Source organism: Nesterenkonia sp. (assembly GCF_029265375.1).
Lineage (GTDB): Bacteria > Actinomycetota > Actinomycetes > Actinomycetales > Micrococcaceae > Nesterenkonia.
The window spans coordinates 76,914-96,519 of the sequence record NZ_JAJUJJ010000002.1 but is presented as its reverse complement, the minus strand read 5'-3'; the positions used below and the strand labels follow the sequence as shown (position 1 = coordinate 96,519).

The window sequence follows — 19,606 nt, the reverse complement described above, 5'->3', positions numbered from 1 at the left end:
CTCACCCTGGCCCTTTTCCAGTGGCGTCGCAGCACGCTAGACTCCTTTCGGATGCGAACAACCGTTTGCATAGCGAACACATGAGGCTCCCGGGATGCTCCGCGGGGCCCCCGGCCGGGAGGAAGGACTCATCTGTGGAAGATGTCTACGTCTACGGCGGCACCCGGACCCGGTTCGGCAAAGTCGGCGGCGCCCTGGCCGGCGAACGTCCCGACGACCTGGCAGCACTGGTCATCAGCGCCTCAGTGGAGGCCGCCCCGAACCTCACTATGGAGACTGCCGGAGAGGCGGTCGGCGAGGTGCTCTTCGGCAACGCCAACCCTGATGAGCATTCCCTACCAGCCCGAACGCCTCAGCCGCGATGACCTGGCCCGCCTGGTGGCGGCCGCTATCGCCCCCGGTTCCTATGTCAATCTGGGCATCGGTCAGCCCACCACGGTGGCCGACCATCTCACCGCTGAGCAGAACGTCACCCTGCACACCGAGAACGGCATGCTGGGTATGGGGCGCAAAGCGGCAGAGGACCAGATCGATCCCGATCTGATCAACGCCGGCAAGATCCCGGTCACCGAGCAGCCCGGAGCCAGCTACTTCCACCGTGCCGACTCGTTCGCCATGATGCGCGGTGGCCACCTGGACGTCTGCGTCCTGGGAGCCTTTCAAGTCTCGGCCGCAGGGGACCTGGCCAACTGGTCCACCGGTGCCCCCGACGCCATACCCGCCGTCGGAGGAGCCATGGACCTGGCTATCGGGGCCAAGGGGGTCTTCGTCATGATGAGCCTCTTCGCCAAGGACGGCAGCCCCAAGATCGTGCCCGAATGCAGCTACCCGGTCACTGGTCTGGGGTGCGTCACCCGGGTCTACACCGATCACGGGGTCTTCCTGATCCCCAGCGGACAGGACGCCGGCCCGGTGCGGGTGCGTCAGCTGCACGGGATCAGCCCTGATGAGCTGAGTGACCGGCTGCAGGTGGAGGTCCGGCCCGCTGAGGCTCAGGCCAGCGCTTCGGCCCGGTAGCGGGCCGGGGTCAGCCCGGTGTCGCGTTTGAACACCTGCCCAAAGTAGGAGGTGTTTTCGAAGCCGAACCGGCGCGCCAGCGCCTCCACCGGTACATGGGCCAGCTGAGGATCGGCCAGCGCCTCCTGGATCCGGTCCAACCGGCGGGTGCGGATATAGGCGGCCACAGTGGTCTCCGCCTGCTCGAAGAGCAGATGCAGATACCGGGTGGAGATGAAGTTCGCCTCCGCCACCCGCACAGGTGAGAGTCCCGGGTCTGACAGGTGGTCCTCTATGTACTCTCGGCAGCGCTCCAGCGTCACCGCCGCCGGGCCCAGCTCACGGCCACCCTCGGCGAATGCGACCTCTCGAAGCATCTGCTCAGCCAGCCCCACCAGATGATGGGAGACCAAAGCCGCACTGGCTGCCGCGGTCCGGCCGCCGTCGTGCTGGAGCTGGTCCACCAGTGTCCAGACCGCTGCGCCCCAACCCCTGGTCGGCGGAGAAGCTGCGGGCAGTGATCTCCTGCAGCTGGGTCCCTGCAGTGCGGAACCGGGAAACCGGGATCCTCACGCCCAGGGCTGAGTAGTCGTCAGAACCCTCCAGCTGCACCGGATCTGCAGAGGTGAACAGGAGGAACTCACCCGGCTGCAGTGTGGTCTGCCGGCCGTGCTGACGCAGGCGCATGCGCCCGGTGCGCTGCAGCGTCAGGACCACTTCCTCTCTGGCAGTGGCGCGGATCTCCGCTCGGCTGCGGGCGGCGGCGTGCCGCTGGCATGTCATGGTGAACAGGCCGACGTCGAAGAGCTGACTGGCGCGAATGGACCCGGCGAAGGTCTCTGCCCGCGGCACGTCCACGGTGAACGGCAGCACCGAGCCCTCCACGATCTGGGCCCACGAGGACTCGTCGGCAGCTCGGAGCACCGCCGAGGAGCCGGAGTGCGCCATGCTCCGCTGGGCGAAATCGCACCCCTACAGGGGCGGCGGCTCTGGCCCGGTCGGCAGCGAGTCTGAGGTCACACCCGCCCGCGGCCGGCCCCGCTCAGACCTGGGAGAGGCTGCGCCGTTCATTGGCGCGGGCGTGATGCTCCAGCTTCACCGTCCACACCTCGCCGGGCTCCATGAGCTTGTGCTTGCCCTCCACATTGACGTCGATCGGCTCGGCTGAACCCTCGGAGAGGTTCAGGGTGACGTGATCGTGGTTGATGTGCACCAGGATCGGCTGGTTGCGGTAACGCATCCGGAACGTGACCTCCGGCAGCTCATCGGGCAGCAGCGGATGCAGCCACAGCGCGTCGGCTCGGGTCTCGATGCCGCCGTAGCAGCGCAGCGCCATATCCACTGTGCCGGCCATTGCGCCCAGGTGGATGCCCTCCCGGGTGGTGCCGCCCTGGGTGTCTGAGAGGTCTGCCTCCAGCGCCTCCTTGAACAGGTTCCAGGAGCCGGCGCGGTCGAACCGTGCCGCCACCCAGCCGTGCACCAGGCGCGAGAGCGTCGAGCCGTGCGAGGAGCGCTGCAGGTAGTACTCGATAGTGCGCTCGAAGTCCTCCATGGTCAGCTCGTAGCCCATATGCTGCAGGGTCTCGATGAGCTCACTGGAGGAGAACAGGTAGCACAGCATGAGCACATCGGCCTGCTTGGAGAGCTTGTACCTGTTGGTGGCATCGCCCTCGGCCTGCAGGATCAGGTCCAGGCGGCCGATATTGCCGTATTTGGCGCGGTAGCCCTCCCAGTCGAACTCCAGGAGGTCCTCGTAGCCTTCGAACTGGCTGATCACCCCGTCGGAGTGGAAGGGCACCCGCAGACGGCGGGCAATATGCTCCCAGTGGTCCAGCTCATCCTCGAAGATGTCCAGCCATTCGGAGAGCGGATCGTCCCGGGAGTCCAGCTCGCGCACCAGACGGGCGGTGTGGCGCAGCATCCACGAGGTCAGCACATTGGTGTAGGCGTTGTTCTTCAGCCCCGAGCCGGGAGTGTCCGGATAGCCGTCGTGGTACTCATCCGGCCCCATCACCCCGGAGATGTCATAGCGGTCGGCGGCGGCGTCGTACTCGGTGAGGGAGACGAAGAACCGGCTGATCTCCACCAGCATCTCCCCGCCGTAGTCGGAGAGGAACGTGTAGTCCTGGGTGGCTTCGAAGTACTGCAGCACCGAATAGGCGATGGCCAGCCCGACGTGCCGCTGGCGGTGCGAGTTGTCCGGCATCCACTCCTGGCTGCGCGGATTCCACAGCTCGGTGGGGGTCTCCTCACGGCCGTCGGAGCCGGACTGCCAGGGGAACATGGCTCCGGCATACCCCTCGGCCCGGGCAGCGGCGCGGGCCTCAGAGAGCCGACGGTAGCGGTACATCAGGATGCCGCGGCTCAGCTCCGGCCGGCGCAGGGTGAGCATCGGGTACATGAACATCTCGTCCCAGAACACGTGACCCCGGTAGCCCTCGCCGGAGAGTCCGCGGGCCGGCAGCGAGGCATCCAGGTCCCGGCGGGCGCCGAAGGCGGTCTGCAGCACGTGGAAGGTGTGCAGGTTCAGCGCCAGCTGCTGGCGGGAGTGGCCCGGACCGATGGAGACGGCGAACCGGTGCCAGAGCGCACCCCACATCTCCTCGTGGTAGGTGAGCATCTCACGGAAGGTCGAAGCCCGCTGGACTCGCTTGACCGCGTTGTGCCACACGGTGGAGACGGCGTGGTCGTGGGAGCTGGAGGCGGCGGCGATCTTCTCCACCTTCACCGGGTTGCCGGCCTCCAGGTGCAGGGAGATGTCATGGCCGGCCACCAGGTCGGACTCCATCACCGGCCGGCGCATCGGATGGCCCGGAGTGCCCACCCGGGTGCGGGTCGCCACGGCGATCTGCACCTTGGACTGGTTGGTCTGGGTCTCCAGCAGCACCGTTTCGCCGTCGATCTCACGGGAGTCCACCGGCTCCAGGTGGTTGCCGGCCAGCTCGCGGTCGGCGGCCACATTGCGGTTGGCCACGCGGCCTTCGATCATCGAGCGGACGTTGACGTTGCCCGACCAGTTTTCGGCCTCGATCTTGGCCTCCATGGCCGCCAGATGCACCCCGGCCAGCGACTGGAACTGCCGGATGGTCACCTTGGTGCGCCGGCCGTGCAGGTCCTGGAACCGGGCGATTCGGGTCACTAGGCCGCGCCGCATATCCAACTCCTGGTGGTACTCCAGCAGCTCCGGTGAGCTGGGCACCAGCGGATTGCCGGCCTCGGGAGTGATCTGCAGGAACGTCCAGTCCGGGATGTTGACCATATGCTCGGTCTCCACCGTCTTGCCCATAATGTCGGTCTTGAGACGGTTGAAGACCCCGGCCAGATAGTTCCCCGGGTAGTGCGTGGCATCAGCATTGGTGCCCGGATAGGAGGCGCGGGTGCCCCAGTAGCCGTTGGCCATATGGCACAGCACCTCGCGGGTGGGCTCTTCGCGGGGCTCGAACGAGTCGTAGGAGAGCACCCAGTTGGGGTCATAGGGGCGAGTGGTGCGGGTCTGCAGGCGAGCCGCCGAGAGGTCCTTGACCACCACGTCGGCTCCGCCCTCCTTCAGCCGGCGCGGGTCATCGCCCCGGTTCAGGCCCACCACCATGCCGAAGTTGCCGGCGCGCCCTGCCTGCACGCCGGAGACGGCGTCCTCAATGACGATGGCGTCCTCCGGCTCCACGCGCAGCTGCGCGGAGGCGTGCAGGAACATATCTGGGTTCGGCTTGCCCGGCAGCCCCAGCTGCACCGCATCGGTGCCGTCGACGATGATGTCGAAGGCTTCCAGCAGGTCCGCCCGGCGCAGCACCTCGCGGCCGTTGCGCGACGAGGTCACCAGCGCGGTGGGGATCCCGTCCTCCCGCAGGGTGTGGATCAGCTGGACGGTGGTCTCAAAGACCTCGACGCCGTCGCGGTTGAGCACCTTCTCGAAGTAGCCCTGCTTCCTCGCGGCCAGACCGTGCACGGTCAGCGCCTCGGGTCCGTCCTCCGGGGTGCCCTCCTCCACGTGGAGGCCGCGTGCGGCCAGAAGTGAGCGGACCCCCTCCTCGCGCGGGCGGCCGTCCACGTAGGTGAGGTAGTCCTCCTGGGTGAACTCCGGCTGGGGGGAGCCGGCCACCTCGCTCAGGGCCGCATCGAAGAGCTCTTTCCACGCCTGGGAGTGCACGCTTGCGGTGTCGGTGACCACACCGTCCATGTCGAAGAGCACCGCACGGAAGTGCCGCAGGGCGTGCCGCTTAGCTTCGGCGCTGTGGCGGAAAGGGTTCTCGAAGGGGTGCATATCTACCTCACGCAGAGCGGGGTCGAGGGCAGTTGACTGTTCGCGCGCGTGCCGCGGGCAGGGCGCACTGGTCCCACCCGCCGCAGCACGGACCCCATCCTAGAGCGGGGCCTGCGCCTAAACCTACTCATGGGGAACATTCGGGTGTGGTGATTTCGGCTACACGATCGCATCGGCGCTGCTCAGCCGCCGTCGGTGCTAACGTCGTGCTTGTGCCCCGAAGATCCAGCATTGAGCTGACCTTCCGGGAGGTCACCGGCACCTCCCGGGAGACCACTGTGGCCGCCGGCGTGGTGGTGGACTGGATCGACAAGACCGCCTATGCCTGTGCTGCCTCCTGGACCCGGGCCTCCTGCGTGACCACCTATGTGGGCAATATGCACTTCAGCGTCGCTGTGCCCCGTGACACTCCGGTGACGGTGCAGGCGCGTGTGGTGCACACCGGCCGCACCAGTGTGCACGTGCAGACCAGGGTGCTCATCCGCACCGGCGGGCCGGGCGAGCAGCCGGGCTGGAAGACCTGCACCGAATGCTTCATGATCTACGTCGCCCTAGGTGCCGACGGCGAGCCGGCCCCGGTGCCGCCCTTCGAGCCGAGCACCGAACTGGAGCGCCGCCGCGACGTCGACGCCGCCCAGCGGATGGTCTACCGGCGGAAGGTGGAGGAGCAGATCCAGTCTCTGCCCTCTGGCTTCGCCACCTCTGAGGCGCTGACCCTGCGTTTCCTGGCCGAGACCGATGAGCGCTACCCCGACGGGAAGATCCGCGGCGGTGCGGTGATGAAATGGATCGACCTGGCAGCCGAGATCTGCGCGGAGCGCTACTGCGGCTACGACGTCGCCAGCGTGCTCACCGGGGGAGTGCGATTCTACCGGCCCATCACCATCGGGGACCTGGTGGAGGTCGATGCCCGGCTGGTGCTCACCGGTACGAAGTCCATGCATGTGCTGGTGCGGGTCCGCGCTGGGGACCGCTGGGAGCGAAACCCCCAGGTGGTCGCCTACGGGCTGCCGGTGATGGTGGCTCCCGACGGCAGGGGATCGGCCCGGCGCATCACCCGCTGGGAGCCCATCAGCGATGAGGACCATATGGTCGCCGAGAAGGCCCGGCGCATCCGGGACCTGCGGAATGCGACCCTGCTGACTCCCAGCCCATACTCGGATGCTTCGGAATCCTCTGAGGGGTCCGAGACTGCCGAGCTGTCTACTCCCTGAGGCTGAGGAATTCTCCAGGGCACCTGGTTACAGTTGAGCCTGATGAGCTCACCGCAGAACCCCTACGGGGAACCCTCCCCAGACGCCGGCGATCAGCAGCACCGTGGCCGGGGCCCGGAGCAGCAGCCGTCCCCCTGGGCCGCACCGGGACCCTATCCCGCCGCCGGGCAGCCCCCGCAGGGCACCGGCACGCAGCCGTATCCCCACCAGCCGTACGGAGGCCCTGCTGGGTACGGACACCCTGAGGCTCCCGGTCCGCACTCGCCCTACGGCCCGCCGGGGGCCCATGGAGCCCAGGGCGCCTACGGGTCTCAGCACTACGGCCCCCAGCCCTATGGCGCACAGGGCCCCCACAGCCCGCAGCACTACGGCTGGCAGCCTCAGCCGCCGCGGCGGCGCCAACAGGACTCCGAACCCGGCCGCTTCACCTGGTGGGACCTAGGCGCCACCCTGTTCTACGTCATCGGGTTCCTCACCGGCCTGGTGGGCCTAATCGGTCTGGTGCCGGCAGTCGGGGACATGCTGAACTCCGCCGATGAGGACACCGCCCAGTTCGGCATGTTCCTGATCAACGGCATCAGCTACGCAGTTCTGGCCGTCATCGCCCTGGCGCTGTCCGGGTCCGCCCTGTGGCGCTCCATCCGGCGCTTTGGGTATCTGTGGTGGCTGAAGCTGCTGCTGGTCCCAGTGGGCTGGGCCGTGATGCTGGGTGTGAACATCCTGGTCGTCGTCGGTATCCTCGGCGCCGACCCGGAGACCTCGGAGAATCAGGCTGCCATTGACGCGATGCTCGGGGCCGTCCCCTTCCTCGGCGCGGTGCTGGTCATCGCGGTGCTGGGCCCCTATGTGGAGGAGTACTTCTTCCGGCACCTGCTCATCGGCAAGCTCTCCCGCCACCTGAACATCTGGGTCTGCGGGGCGATCTCTGTGGTCACCTTCCCGCTGCTGCACTTCATCCCTGCACTGATCGGACTGGCCGAGGACCTCACCGCGGTGGCCGTGGTGCCCTATGTGACCATGGGCGCGCTGATCACGGTGGGCTACATCCTCTCGGGGCGGAACCTGTTCTATGCCTGGCTGATCCACGCCTTCAACAACTTCATCTCCCTGGTCATGGCGTACTTCGTGCAGCCGTGGGCCGAGGGCATCCTTGAGGACTACCCCGAGCTCGACGCCGGGCTGAGCCTGCTGCCCCTCGTGGCGGCCCTGCCGTGGTGAACCGGGAGACTCCCGACGCCGGACGGCCGCTGGGCCGGCAGATTCTGGCTCTGGCGCTGCCGGCACTGGGCGCACTGGTGGCCGAACCGCTGTTCCTGATGGCCGACACCGCCATCATCGGGTGGCTCGGCGTGTCCGAACTGGCCGGAGCCGCCCTCGGCGTGACGGTGATGCACACCGTGGTGGGGCTGATGATCTTCCTGGCCTACTCCACCACGCCCGCAGTGGCGCGCTATGTGGGCGCCGGGCGCCGAGCCCACGCGCTGGCCGCCGGACGCGACGGTCTTTGGTTGGCCATCATCCTGGGAGTGGTGCTGGCCTGCGCCGGGGCCGCTGGGGGAGAGGCGCTGCTGCGGGCCATGGGCAGCGCAGGCGATATCCATCCGCATGCGATGAGCTACCTGCTGTGGTCGCTGCCCGGGCTGCCCGCCATGCTGCTGGTCTTCGCCGCCGTCGGAGTGCTGCGCGGATTCCAGGACACCAAGACCCCATTGGTGGTCGCCGTCGCCGGCTTCGGCGGAAACGCGGTGCTGAACCTACTGCTGGTGCACCCGGCGGGGCTCGGCGTGGCAGGAGCCGCCATCGGCACCTCCATCGCCCAGTGGGGGATGGCGCTGGTGTACCTGTGGATGCTCATTCCCCGGATGCGTGCCGCCGGGGTCCCGCTGGGCCCTGAGCCGGCGGCTCTGCGCCGCGCCGCCGGGGTGGGCAGCTGGATGATGCTGCGCACCGTGACTCTCCGGGCAGCGATCGTGGCCACCGTCCTGGTGGCCACCGACCTGGGGCCGGAGACCCTGGCCGCCCACCAGGTGGCGTTCACCTTCTTCTCCACGCTGGCGTTTGTGCTGGATGCGCTCGCCATCGCCGCCCAGGCCCTCATCGGCCGGGAGCTGGGCGCCTCGCGTGAGGAGCAGGCCCGCCGCATGGTGCGGGTGATGATCGGCTGGTCCGTAGGGTTCGGCGCCGTCGTCGGTGTGCTCACCGCCGCCGCGGCCCCCTGGGCGCCGTCGCTGTTCACCCCGGACAGCTCGGTGGCTGGGGCCATCACCGTGGCGCTGTTCGTCCTCGCCGCGGCCCAGCCGTTGGCCGGATACGTCTTTGTGCTCGACGGGGTGCTCATGGGTGCCGGGGATGTCCGGTACCTGGCACTGGCCGGCGTGGTGAACCTGGCGATCTACCTGCCGGCGCTGTGGTGGGTGCACTCGGCGGCCTCCGGGGCCGGCGGGGCGGCCACCATCGGGTGGCTGTGGTTCGCCTTCGCCGGAGTGTTCATGGGAGCCCGTGCGCTGACCTTGGGGGTCCGCACCGCCAGCGGACGATGGATGGTCCTGGGGGAGACCCGCTGAGCGGCCCAGAGGCCGGTAGTAGACTTTCGGCCGTGCCCATCACCCGAACCGACCCCCGCACCGCGGCCCGGCTGACCCGCCCTGCGTGGACCCGCGCGGTGATCACCGCAGCCTTCGCTCTGTTCACAGTGTTCAGCACCGGCGAGACCATGACCCTGGCGCGATTGGCGCTGGCGGCCTTCTTCGTGCTCGGCGCAGCGGCCCTGTGGGAGTACGTCAAAGCTGACCCGGTGCCGGCCGCCCTGCGCGCAGCCGTCTCCATCGGAGCAGTGGTGTGGATCGTCTCAGGGATCGCCGCGGTCTTCGCCCACAGCGCGGCCGCCCTGGCCGTCATCGCCGGCATCGGCTTCTTGGCCGTGGGCGCAGCCGAGCTGATCGGCGCGCTGAAAGTGCGCGGCAGCTTTGTGCCCGCCCGCGACCATCTGATCCTCGGGCCGGTCGGGATGCTGACCGGAGCGGGCCTGTTCGCCGGAGCGGGGCTGGACCCCCACGGCATTCTCGGCATCTCCGGCATGGGTGTGGTCATCATGGCGGTGCTGCTGCTGATCAGTGCGGCCGGACTGAGCCACGAGGCCAAGGCAGAGGCCTGAGCCTTCGGTTCACCCCCGGCGGACTAGAGTGCACAGCCCCTTCTACAGGGCGTAGAATGGCTGGGTGCCGCGCCCGGCGGCGCAGCACTGCCCCCGCACCCGCGCAAAGGACTCACTGAAGTGGCCGAGGACCCCAAGGAGCGCCGCTCCCTGCTGGAGACGGTGAAGGCTCCGCTGATCTTCTCCTTCGCGCTGGGCGTCATCGCCGGATTCGTCACCCTGATCGTCTCCTCGGGCGGCTCAGACAATCCGCGCGTGACCCATGAATCCTCAGGACTGGACAACCCCATCAATCTGGCGCTGGTGGCCTTCGGCATCGCGTTCATCGCCTGTCTGCTGATCGTCTCCATGCTGCAGCTGGCCTCCCGGGAGAACCCCGAGCATCTCTCCGCCGGATCCGGGGTGAACCGGAACTCCGAGGAGCTCTACCGCCAACAGGTGGCCGAGCGGCGCGCCAAGCAGCGGCAGCGGGAGCGGAAGAACAACAACGACGACGGCGACTCACCGCGGTACGGCCAGCGCAGCGGCGACTCCCCCGCGGCCGACTGAGCTTCTGTCGCTGCTGCTGAGCTGACACCGAACAGCACCGAACAGCCAGACGGGGGTGCACCTGCAGCGGGCGGGCGCAGAGGCCGCGCCCGCCGCAGGAGAGGCTCAGCCCTTCTTGGCTTTCTTGCTGCGCTTCTGCATCAGCTCATTGCGCATCCGGTCGCGGAACTCCTTAGCCGCCACCGCGGAGGCCGACGTGGGCCGGCTCAGCTCCTCAGCCTTCTCCGCGGCCGAGGGCTTCGACAGCGAGCGCGCTGCCGTGCGACCATTGCTGGAGGCTCCGCCGTTCTTCAGCGCGGCCTGGCGGGCTCGGTAGGCCCGCACATGGGCGCGGTTGGCGCAGTTGCCGAAGTCGCAGAACAGCTTGGACCGGTTGCGGGTCAGATCCACGATCGCGGTCTCGCAGTCATCGCCCCGGCAGATGCGCAGCCGTCCGGTCTCCTCCGCCACCACCAGATGGGCCAGAGCTGCGGCGATGGTCGCCGTCATCACGTCACTGATCTGCGAGGAGACCGGAATCGGCTCCTCTCGGAAGACTGACTCGCCGTCCTCTTCGCCGCGCACCAGTCGGGTCCCCACTCCCTGGAGCAGCTCATTGACCTTCTCCAGCTCCTGAGGCTCGGTGATCGGCGCGCTGGTCCAAATATCGCGCAGGGACGAGCGCAGGTCCCGCACCTTCTCCAACTGCTTGCGGTTGGCCGCGGAGCTGGGCCACTCCAGTTCGGGCTCGCGCTCACCCAGGAAAGTCTTCAGCCCGTCGACTCCGTTCAGAGTGTCAGGCGTGTGCTTCGCGCTCTTGAGTCCCTCTGCGGTGTTGATCAGATCGGCCGCAGCGATCAGGGCACGACTTATTTCTGCGTTGAACATGCAGCTACTCCTGCCTGAAAGGTGTCGAGCCAGCACTGGAACGGCAGCGCAGGCGCTCAGTGCAACGTTGAGCGCACTTTACACTTTCTTCGAACGTGAAGACAGTGTCAGTTGCCCAGGCCACTCAGTCTATCCTCAATCGCGCTGACCTGGAGGATGCTTCACAGAAAATGTGCACCAGGAAAACACCGCCCTGCAGTGAGTCAACAGCTTCCACTGAGAGAGCCACCGGCTGCCGCAAGCCGTGCGATAGTTCCGTGCAGGGCGCTGGTCCTAAGGTGTGATCACTCGGAGTTCTCGAAGCGCTCCTTGACTCGCGCCAGAGAGCCCTGGATGCTGCGCGCATTCTCGCGCTGCACTCCCACTCTGCGCAGCACCGCCCGGACGGCCCGGTTCTGCTGGGAGGCGTCGAACGCCTCGGTGACGGTGGTGGCTCCCCCATCGGCAGACTGAAACTCCCACCGCCACCGGTGGCCGGTCGGCTGGCGCCACTCCACCACTCCGGTGCGGCCGGAGGCAGGAGGCTCAGCCCGAGTGACCTTCAGCGGCAGACGATAACGGATGCCGAACTTCTTCATCCGCACCGAGAACGTGTCCCCCTGCTGCAGCTGATGCGGACCGAACGCCTGCGTGCCCACAGTGCCGGAGCCGTCGATCTCGTGGTGACGGTGCGGATCAGCCAGCAGCGTGTAGATCTCCTCAGCGGGTGCCTGAACAGTGATCGAGTAGGCCACCACGTGAGGGCCAGCGTCCAGGCGCTGCGGCTGAGAGCTCATAGCGTCCAGTGTAGTCCCCGCGCGTTGGATAGTCATGGGCGATCTGGTACATCTGGACCCGTGAGCCCCTTCCGCGCCTCCGGCAGAGCACGCAGTCTCGCAGCCCAGGCCGCGACCGAGCAGGCCGCCCATCCGGGAGCCCCCACCCCGCACCAGGTGCAGACGCAGGCCACGCTGCAGGTGCTCATCGAGTCCCGGGCCATCTGGAACGCGCTGGGCGGGGGCCTGATCGGCGTGGTCATAGGTCTGATCGTCTTCGCCGGTCAGCGGCCGCCGCTGGCAGGGGATGCCTCCATCCAGTTCTACGCCTCCATCGTCGGCGGCATCACCGCCGGGATCTCTTTCCTGCTGGGCTACTCCCTCAACGCCCGCATGGCCAATATCTGGCTCGGGGAGCGGCCCCGGCTACGTCAACTGGTGGACTCACTTGCCCTGCTGGTGGTCCACTCCTCCATCGCCGTGATGGCCGCTCTGGGCCTCTTCCGCGTCTTCCAGGAAGCCTTCATCGGTCTGACGGTCGACCACATCGCCGCCAGCGTCCTCACCGGCGTCGTCGGAGGTGTGGCCTCCTACTTCAGCTTCAACTCCGGGGCTCGCATCACCGCGTTCACCCTCTCCACCCTCCTGGCGATCTTCATGGCCTCCGGGGTTCTGGTCTCAATGCTCTTCGCAGAGAACCCGTTCTGGTGGCACGTGATGTTCTCCGAGCTCGGCACCGGCCAGGCGGGGCTGACCAGCTTCTGGACCTTCAACACCACGCTGATCGTCTCCGGGGTGATCATCACCACCCTGACTGCCTTCCTCATCCGCGACCTGGAGATCTGGGCCGACCATCAGCGCCGCATGGTGGCCCGCAGGCTTCAGCGCCGGGCCGAGGCTCGGCGCACCAGCCGTGGACGCATTCCGCTGAGAATCCGGGTCTCCCATGCGCTCAGCGGGCACTTCCGCACCCCCCGAGTGATGCTGGTGCGGATCGGAATGATAGGTATGGGACTCTCGCTGGCCGCGGTGGGGGCGGTCCCGATGAGCCTGCACCACGATGGGCATGTGGTCGCAACGGCCGCCTTCGCACTGTGCTTCCTGTTCCTGCTGCTGGGAACCCCCTATCTGCTGGCCGGCTTTCCGCGCAGCTTCTTCGTGTTCAGCTACATCGCCGCAGCAGCTCTGATCGCCTCCTTCCTGCTGTGGAAGCCGGTCGGCTACTGGAACCTGACCTCGATGGAGCTGATCGGCGCGGCCATCCTGTTCGCCTGGCTGGTGGTGTTCATCCGCAATATCGCCGCCCTGGTGGACCGGCTCCGGCAGACTCCGGCCCCGGAATGAGACCACGCCGATAGGATGGCACCATGTATCGCGCCGCCGTCATCGGGTCCGGACCCAATGGGCTGACTGCGGCCTGTCGGCTGGCCCAGTCCGGCTGGGACGTCACCGTCTATGAGGCCGGAGATAACCCCGGAGGGGCTGCGCGTTCCGCGGAGCTGTTCGGGTCTGGGCTGATCAGCGACCTGGGCGCAAGCATCCACCCGCTCTCCGCCGCCTCCCCGGCCTATGAACAGCTGCTGGAGCCCGGCGCAGTGGACTGGGCTCATGCTCCGATTCCTGCTGCCCACGGCGACCACGCCGGCCCACCGGTGCTGCTGCACAGCTCGCTGGAGGAGACCGCCGCCGAGCTAGGACCCGACGGCGACCTGTGGCGCTGGACCGCCGGCGCCCTGGCCGGCAGCTGGGATGAGGTGCGACGAGCGGTGCTGGGAGCACCGACCCGCCCTTTCACTGATCTGAACCAGTCCCAGCCGAGATCCGGGACCGGACTGCTGGACACCCTGCCGCTGCCCGGCCCAGCGCGCGCGGCACTGGGCCGCACCGCCGCGTTCATGCAGCTGGGAACCACCGGCGCGATGCCGGCGACCAGCTTCATGCGCAGTATGCGCACTGAACGTGCCCGCGCCCTGCTGGCAGGACTGGCCGCCCACTCCACCGCTCCGCTGAGTGCTCCGCTGACTTCGGCGGTCGGACTCACCTTTGCCGCCGCCGCCCACGCCGTGGGATGGCCGGCCGTGCGGGGAGGCTCCCAAGGGCTTGTGGACGCTCTGACCACCTCATTGACCGCCCACGGCGGCCGGATCGAAACCGGATTCAGCGTCCACGGCGTCCACGACGTGCCGCTGCCGCCGGGACGCCTGGGCGCCCGGAGAAACCTGGCCCGCCGCGGCTGGCGCATCGACGGCACGGTGACCGACAGCCGCGGCCCGCGAAAGCGCTCGGCGGAGGTGATCGCCGAGGTGGTGGTGCTGGACCTCTCACCGGACCAGCTGCTCAGGCTCGAGGGTCTGCCGCTGCCGCCCTCGGCACGCCGGTCCCTGCGCCGCTGGGACTACGGCCCCGGAGTGGTGAAGGTCGACTACCTCATCGACGGCCCCATCCCCTGGAAGTGGCCGGAGATGGCTCAGGCCGGCACGGTGCACCTGGGCGGCAGCGGGGCGCAGATCGCCGCCAGCGAGGCCGCCGCCAACCGCGGAGTGCTGCCGGGCAGACCCTATGTGCTGCTGGCCCAGCCCAGCGCCGCCGACCCCACGCGCACTCCCGATGAGCGAACTGTCTGCTGGGCTTATGCACACGTACCCCGCGGGCTGGACGCCCACGGCGCGGCACGCGCGGCGCGGATGGTGGAGCAGGAGATCACCCGCCAAGCTCCTCAGTTCAGCGACGCCGTGCTCGACCGCAAAGTGTGGAGCCCGGCCGAGCTTCAGCAGTGGAACCCGAATCTGATCGGCGGCAGCGTCAGCGGAGGTGTGGCCACGCTGCGGCAGACCTTCTCCGGTCCCGTGAGCGCGCTGCGCCCGTATTCCACCGGGGTCGACGGCGTCTACATCTGCTCCGCCTCCGCTCCACCGGGAGGCGGGGCTCACGGTATGGCCGGCTATCACGCCGCGGGCACCATTCTGCGCGAACTCGGCTGAGAGAGGATCCGCCGCGCCCAGGCTGCTCGGCCGGCCGCCGCGCCGGGGCAAACAGCAGGCGGCTAGAAGCCGGAGAAGGCGAGCATCCCGGCGACGAACACCATGATCACCCCGACCGCGGCATCGATGATCTGCCAGGTGCGGGGACGGTTGAGGAACCCGGCCAGAGCGCTGGCACCACCGGCGAGCGTTCCGTGCCACAGCACGCAGGCTAGGAGAGTGCCGGCGGCGAAGATCCACCGCTGGTCTCCGAAGCTGTTGGCCATGGTGCCCAGCACCACTACGCAGTCCACCCAGGAGTGCGGGTTCACCAGGCTGAGGGTCAGAGCAGTGCCGGCCACTGTGGAGATCTTGGAGACGCTGGTGACCTGCACCTTCTGCTGGGTAGTGGTGCGCTGGCCGCCGTCGGGATTCACCTGCGGCAGCTCAGAGGTCATCGCCACGTGCACCGTCTCGGCGGCAGCCGAGGCCTGGCTCCGGGTGGCCCGGCCAGCGGCCCAGGCCGAGCGGAATGAACGCGCCGCGAACCACAGCAGATAGACCACGCCGACCCAGCGCAGCACATCTAAAAGCCACGGGGCGTGCTCCAGCACCGCACCCACACCGGCGGTTCCCAGGCTGATGAGGATGACATCGCCGAGCAGGCACATGCCGATGGTCAGCATCACGCGGTCCCGCCGCAGTCCCTGGCGCAGCACAAAGGCGCTCTGGGGTCCGATGGCGACGATGATCGCCATACAGGTGAGGAAGCCGGTGAGCAGCACAGTCAGCATGTCCACCATTCTCGGCCGTACACCGCATCCGTTCCAGCTCATTATTCTTCACTATCTGAAGCTATCTTTCAGATAATTGGCTAGTCTGGAGGCGTCCACGCTGCTCAACCATGGGAAAGGTCGCCGCCGATGAACACCGACCACCTTCGCGCCTTCGTGCTCGCCGTGGATGAGGGCACATTCGACGCCGCCGCCGACCTGCTGCAGATCTCCGGCTCGGCGCTCTCTCAGCGGATCAAGAGCTTGGAGCGGGAGGTCGGTCAGGTGCTGCTGACCCGCACTGTGCCGGTGGTGCCCACTGAATCCGGGGAGAAGCTGCTGCGCATCGCCCGGCAGACCATCCTGCTGGAGGATGAGGCCCGCCGCAGCCTCGGCTTCGAAGCCGACTACTCCTCGGTCATCACCCTGGCGGTGGCGGTCAATGCGGACTCTCTGGCGAGCTGGTTCATCCGGGTGCTGCAGGAAGCCGCCACGTGGGACGACGTGGAGATCCACGTCCACGCAGAGGATCAGCAGCACACCCACCAGCTGCTGCGCAGCGGGAAGGTGGCCGCCGCGGTCACTGAGCACCCCACTCCGGTCTCCGGGTGCCGGGCCGAACCGCTGGGGACTATTCGCTACTGGCCGGTGGCCAGCTCCGAGCTGCTGGACCGGCACCGCGACGACGCCGGGGAGGTGGACTGGGTGCAGGTCCCGCAGATCGACTACAGCATCCGGGACGCCACGCAGCGCACTGCTCTGGAGCGGCTGGGGGTGCGCACCCCGGCCATCACCCATCTGCTGCCCTCGGTGCAGGCGTACAACTCGGCGGTCGGCTGCGGCCTGGGATGGGGAATGATCCCGGAGTCCATGATGCCCTCCGGCGTCCTGGAGGGGGAGCATCCCGATCTGGTGGTCATCCCGGAGATCGGGGCCGAGGAGGTCCAGCTGCACTGGCAACACTGGAGCACCACCACCCCTGCCCTGGATCGGCTGACGGCCGCGGTCAAGCGCGCCGCGGCGCGGATGCACTGAACGGGGCCTCGCCGGCACCTCCCTGCGACTGAGCCGGCCAGATCGCAGTGCCACTGCGCTGGCCGTTCGCGCCGCCCCATCTTAGTATTTAAAATTTGAAGGAATGTTTGGCCGGGGCTCGTGGTTGAGCCAGGTGACCCGGCTGCCACCCCACAGGAAGAGCGACATTCGATGACAATCAGCACTGAGCGCCACAGCGACCAGTTCGAACTTGGGCTGCACACCTTCGGCGATGTGAATGAGACGCCCGACGGCGCTCGCCGACTCTCCCAGCCGGAAGTGCTGCGCAATGTGCTCGCCGAAGCGGTGCTGGCAGACCAGGTCGGAGTCGACGTCATCGGCGTCGGCGAGCACCACCGGCCCGACTATGCGATCTCCGCGCCCGACGTCGTACTGGCCGCCATTGGGGCGGCCACCGAGCGGATCAAGCTCATCTCCGCAGTGACCGTGCTCTCCTCCGACGATCCGGTGCGGGTCTACCAGCGGTTCGCCACCATCGACGGGCTGACCTCCGGGCGCGCGGAAGTCTCCTTAGGCCGCGGCAGCTTCATCGAGTCCTACCCGCTGTTCGGCTACGACCTCTCCGACTATGAGCAGCTCTTTGAGGAGAAGGTCGACCTGTTCGTCAAGCTGCGCTCTGAGGGTCCGGTGACCTGGTCGGGGGAGACCCGGGCCGGGCTGAACGCGCAGGAGATCTTCCCCAAGACCGACCACGAGCGCGGGCTGCCCACCTGGATCGCTGTGGGCGGCACGCCGAACTCTGTGGTCCGGGCTGCACGCCACGGTGTGGGACTGGAGCTGGCGATCATCGGCGGCTCACCCGCCCGGTTTGCGCCGCTGGTCGATCTGTACCGGCGGGCGCTGGCGCAGTTCGGCCAGCCTGAGGATCTGCGGGTGGCCAGCCACTCCCACGGCTTCGTGGCTGAGACTGACGAGCGTGCCCGTGAGATCTTCTACCCCTCCTGGGCGGAGTCCATGCACCGGATCGGTCAGGAGCGCGGCTGGGGCACCAGTTATCCCAGCCGGGACCAGTTCGACCAGGAGATCGCCCATGGTGCGCTCTACGTCGGATCTCCGGAGACCTTGGCGGAGAAGATCGTGCGCACCCAGAAGGCCCTGGGCATCTCGCGCTTCGGATTGAAGTACGGCAATGGATCCCTGGCTCACGAGCACATGATGGAGGCCATCGAGCTCTACGGCACCCGGGTGAAGCCGCTGGTGCTGGATCAGCTGTCCAGCCACGCTTAAGGCTGATGATAGGTTCGCATCCAGCAAATCTGGAGGCTCCGGTGAGTGTGCGCGCGTACGCTCGCCGGCATGTCCGACCGGAGAGAGTCCCTGCCCACTGACTCGGTGCGGGCCCAGGACAGCAAGGACAGCGACGACGCCGTCGACTGGACCATCGCCATCTACTCAGACCCGGGCCGGACCTCCATGTGGGTCCGCAGATTGGTCAGGGGCGAGGGGGAATGGTGGGGTCGCAGCGCCGAGGTGATCCACAAGCAGGCGCTGATCCCGCTGCGCGAGGACGCAACCCTGGACCTGGAGGAGGTTCAGAGCTGGGCCCGCGAGGATGAGGCCGATATCACCATCGTGATCACCGAAATCCCGCGGATGGCCGGACGGAGGCCGAAGCAGGCGGAGCTGCACTTCGTCGACAAGCTGGCGATCATCTCCCTTCCCACCCTGGGGCCGTTCCGGGTGCGGCACTGCCTGCGCCGGGAGCTGCGCCGCTGCGTGGACGCACTGGTCTACCACTCGGTGGGCGAGGCCCGCACCAAAGGGGGACTCACCTCCCGGGTGCAGGATCAGGAGGGCCACGAAACCGTCTACACCACGCCCAGCCGCTACTTCCCCGGCCGGGTGTGGACCACGCTGGGAATGGTGGCGGCCAATGAGCCGCTGCGGACCCTGCCCAAGCTCTCCGGTCTGTTCGCCGCGGCAACCGGGAGTGCGGCTTTCGGGGTCTTCTTCTCCACCATCTGGGAGATGGCCACGTTCTTACCGCCCTGGCGCCTGGCAGCTGTCTCAGTCGCCGCCGTCGCCGTCGTCGTTCTCTGGCTGCTGGTGTCCAACGGACTCTGGGACCGCCCCAGGGCGGTCGGCGGCAAGCGGGAGGCGTTCATCTACAACACCTCCACAGTCGCGACGCTGCTGCTCAGCGTCACAGCGATCTACGGCGCGCTTTTTCTGGCCATCCTGGTCATCGGCCTGATGCTCATCGACCCGCAGTTCATGACCGACACCATCGGCGAGGAAGCCGACTTCAGCAACTATGCCTCCATAGCGTGGCTCTCAGCGTCGATGGGCACGGTGGCTGGTGCTATCGGCTCGAACTTCGACAACGACGCCGAACTGAAGAACCTCACCCAGGGAAGCCGCGAGCTGCAGCGCTACCCGCGGGATGAGCATCAGCGCTGAACCGGAGCAGGGGCTTTCGTCTACATCGACCCGGCAATGAGGTGCAGGAAGCCGACTGCCAGCAGCGCCATACCCAGCCCCCACAGCACGATGGAGACCGCCATCCACACCATCACTCGGTGCCGGCTGGCGCCGAAGGAGACCATCAGCGGTGCGGTGAACTGGCTCGGCAGCGCCACCGGTCCCAGCAGGGAGACCCCCGGGACTCCGAACTTGTCGAACAGCCTTTGAGCTTTCTCCCTCCGGCTTCGCTGCCGGTCGCTGAGCTCCTTCGGCTCGCGGCGCTTCAGCACCTGCTCGCGGATCCAATGGGCCCCGTAGACCACTACTGCCACGGAGACCGCGTTGCCGATGGCCGCAGAGATCACGGCGGCCCACAGCGGCATGCCGACGACGACGCCGACGAATCCTCCGCCGTAGGACTCGATGAACGGGATGGCGGAGATCGCCATCAGGCCCAGCCACTGCACAGCGGCCGGCAGGCCGTCCACCCAGAGCCGGAGCCGACCGATCCAGGTGTCTTCGGGGTACAGGAGCTCGGCCGGGTCTGTCAGTCCTTCCTGCCCGGCGCTGAGCAGGGGAGCGGAGTCGGCCAGCAGCGGAAGTGTCTCAATCATGGGA

At 67.8% G+C, this 19,606-nt stretch carries 19 protein-coding genes; 12 read left to right on the top strand and 7 right to left on the bottom strand.

Going from position 1 to position 19,606, the window contains the following annotated elements:
* The first annotated feature begins 134 nt into the window (after positions 1 to 134).
* Positions 135 to 365 (top strand): hypothetical protein, encoded by a 231-nt coding sequence (locus tag Q1K09_RS01310; protein ID WP_300342559.1) that lies wholly within the window; start codon positions 135 to 137, stop codon positions 363 to 365.
* Positions 325 to 1,017: a 3-oxoacid CoA-transferase subunit B gene (locus Q1K09_RS01305; RefSeq protein ID WP_300342557.1), complete on the top strand. Its 693-nt coding sequence runs from the start codon at positions 325 to 327 to the stop codon at positions 1,015 to 1,017. Before Q1K09_RS01310 ends, Q1K09_RS01305 begins: the two co-directional genes overlap by 41 nt.
* Here the strand turns inward: Q1K09_RS01305 and Q1K09_RS01300 are convergent.
* The 3 genes from Q1K09_RS01300 to Q1K09_RS01290 all read right to left on the bottom strand — a co-directional run bounded on the left by Q1K09_RS01300 (position 993) and on the right by Q1K09_RS01290 (position 5,257).
* On the bottom strand, positions 993 to 1,391 hold the full coding sequence (locus Q1K09_RS01300; protein WP_300342555.1) for a helix-turn-helix domain-containing protein: 399 nt from the start codon (positions 1,389 to 1,391) through the stop codon (positions 993 to 995). The two genes, Q1K09_RS01305 and Q1K09_RS01300, sit on opposite strands and share 25 nt — an antisense overlap.
* Positions 1,378 to 1,944 carry a hypothetical protein gene (locus tag Q1K09_RS01295; RefSeq protein ID WP_300342553.1) on the bottom strand — a complete coding sequence of 189 codons (567 nt, stop codon included), beginning with the start codon at positions 1,942 to 1,944 and terminating at the stop codon, positions 1,378 to 1,380. The genes Q1K09_RS01300 and Q1K09_RS01295 overlap by 14 nt, the downstream gene beginning before the upstream one ends.
* A 94-nt stretch (positions 1,945 to 2,038) precedes the next feature.
* Positions 2,039 to 5,257 (bottom strand): beta-phosphoglucomutase family hydrolase, encoded by a 3,219-nt coding sequence (locus Q1K09_RS01290; RefSeq protein WP_300342552.1) that lies wholly within the window; start codon positions 5,255 to 5,257, stop codon positions 2,039 to 2,041.
* A gap of 212 nt (positions 5,258 to 5,469) precedes the next feature.
* Between Q1K09_RS01290 and Q1K09_RS01285 the strand changes: the two genes are divergently transcribed.
* The 5 genes from Q1K09_RS01285 (at position 5,470) to Q1K09_RS01265 (ending at position 10,174) form a co-directional block, all read left to right on the top strand.
* Positions 5,470 to 6,471 (top strand): hotdog domain-containing protein, encoded by a 1,002-nt coding sequence (locus Q1K09_RS01285; RefSeq protein WP_300342550.1) that lies wholly within the window; start codon positions 5,470 to 5,472, stop codon positions 6,469 to 6,471.
* 42 nt (positions 6,472 to 6,513) lie between these two features.
* Positions 6,514 to 7,689 carry a CPBP family glutamic-type intramembrane protease gene (locus tag Q1K09_RS01280; protein ID WP_300342548.1) on the top strand — a complete coding sequence of 392 codons (1,176 nt, stop codon included), beginning with the start codon at positions 6,514 to 6,516 and terminating at the stop codon, positions 7,687 to 7,689.
* Positions 7,686 to 9,035, top strand: a complete 1,350-nt coding sequence (locus Q1K09_RS01275) for an MATE family efflux transporter (RefSeq protein WP_300342547.1) — start codon at positions 7,686 to 7,688, stop codon at positions 9,033 to 9,035. Before Q1K09_RS01280 ends, Q1K09_RS01275 begins: the two co-directional genes overlap by 4 nt.
* A gap of 32 nt (positions 9,036 to 9,067) precedes the next feature.
* Positions 9,068 to 9,625: a hypothetical protein gene (locus Q1K09_RS01270; RefSeq protein ID WP_300342545.1), complete on the top strand. Its 558-nt coding sequence runs from the start codon at positions 9,068 to 9,070 to the stop codon at positions 9,623 to 9,625.
* A gap of 120 nt (positions 9,626 to 9,745) precedes the next feature.
* Complete coding sequence (locus Q1K09_RS01265) at positions 9,746 to 10,174, top strand: hypothetical protein (protein WP_300342544.1); 429 nt, start codon at positions 9,746 to 9,748, stop codon at positions 10,172 to 10,174.
* Between the two features lie 105 nt (positions 10,175 to 10,279).
* Here the strand turns inward: Q1K09_RS01265 and Q1K09_RS01260 are convergent, their stop codons facing one another.
* Together Q1K09_RS01260 and Q1K09_RS01255 are read right to left on the bottom strand one after the other, a co-directional pair.
* The gene (locus Q1K09_RS01260) at positions 10,280 to 11,041 is read right to left on the bottom strand and encodes a CGNR zinc finger domain-containing protein (protein WP_300342542.1); all 762 of its coding nucleotides are present in this window, start codon (positions 11,039 to 11,041) and stop codon (positions 10,280 to 10,282) included.
* A gap of 284 nt (positions 11,042 to 11,325) precedes the next feature.
* Positions 11,326 to 11,817 (bottom strand): SRPBCC family protein, encoded by a 492-nt coding sequence (locus tag Q1K09_RS01255; RefSeq protein ID WP_300342540.1) that lies wholly within the window; start codon positions 11,815 to 11,817, stop codon positions 11,326 to 11,328.
* 60 nt (positions 11,818 to 11,877) lie between these two features.
* On the opposite strand from Q1K09_RS01255, the gene Q1K09_RS01250 reads away from it, so the two are divergent.
* Positions 11,878 to 13,140, top strand: coding sequence for a hypothetical protein (locus Q1K09_RS01250; RefSeq protein WP_300342539.1), 1,263 nt, complete (start codon positions 11,878 to 11,880; stop codon positions 13,138 to 13,140).
* A gap of 23 nt (positions 13,141 to 13,163) precedes the next feature.
* Positions 13,164 to 14,777, top strand: a complete 1,614-nt coding sequence (locus tag Q1K09_RS01245; RefSeq protein ID WP_300342537.1) for an NAD(P)/FAD-dependent oxidoreductase — start codon at positions 13,164 to 13,166, stop codon at positions 14,775 to 14,777.
* Positions 14,778 to 14,839: 62 nt separating this feature from the next.
* On the opposite strand, the gene Q1K09_RS01240 is transcribed toward Q1K09_RS01245, so the two are convergent.
* A complete protein-coding gene (locus Q1K09_RS01240; protein WP_300342535.1) occupies positions 14,840 to 15,550 on the bottom strand; it encodes a LysE family transporter in 711 nt (236 codons plus the stop codon).
* A 129-nt stretch (positions 15,551 to 15,679) separates the two neighbouring features.
* Between Q1K09_RS01240 and Q1K09_RS01235 the strand changes: the two genes are divergently transcribed.
* The 3 genes from Q1K09_RS01235 (at position 15,680) to Q1K09_RS01225 (ending at position 18,985) form a co-directional block, all read left to right on the top strand.
* Positions 15,680 to 16,564, top strand: a complete 885-nt coding sequence (locus Q1K09_RS01235) for an ArgP/LysG family DNA-binding transcriptional regulator (RefSeq protein WP_300342533.1) — start codon at positions 15,680 to 15,682, stop codon at positions 16,562 to 16,564.
* 171 nt (positions 16,565 to 16,735) lie between these two features.
* Positions 16,736 to 17,812: an LLM class flavin-dependent oxidoreductase gene (locus Q1K09_RS01230; RefSeq protein WP_300342531.1), complete on the top strand. Its 1,077-nt coding sequence runs from the start codon at positions 16,736 to 16,738 to the stop codon at positions 17,810 to 17,812.
* Between the two features lie 69 nt (positions 17,813 to 17,881).
* Positions 17,882 to 18,985, top strand: coding sequence for a hypothetical protein (locus Q1K09_RS01225; protein WP_300342529.1), 1,104 nt, complete (start codon positions 17,882 to 17,884; stop codon positions 18,983 to 18,985).
* Between the two features lie 20 nt (positions 18,986 to 19,005).
* Here the strand turns inward: Q1K09_RS01225 and Q1K09_RS01220 are convergent, their stop codons facing one another.
* Positions 19,006 to 19,602 (bottom strand): small multi-drug export protein, encoded by a 597-nt coding sequence (locus tag Q1K09_RS01220; RefSeq protein ID WP_300342527.1) that lies wholly within the window; start codon positions 19,600 to 19,602, stop codon positions 19,006 to 19,008.
* Positions 19,603 to 19,606: the final 4 nt, after the last annotated feature.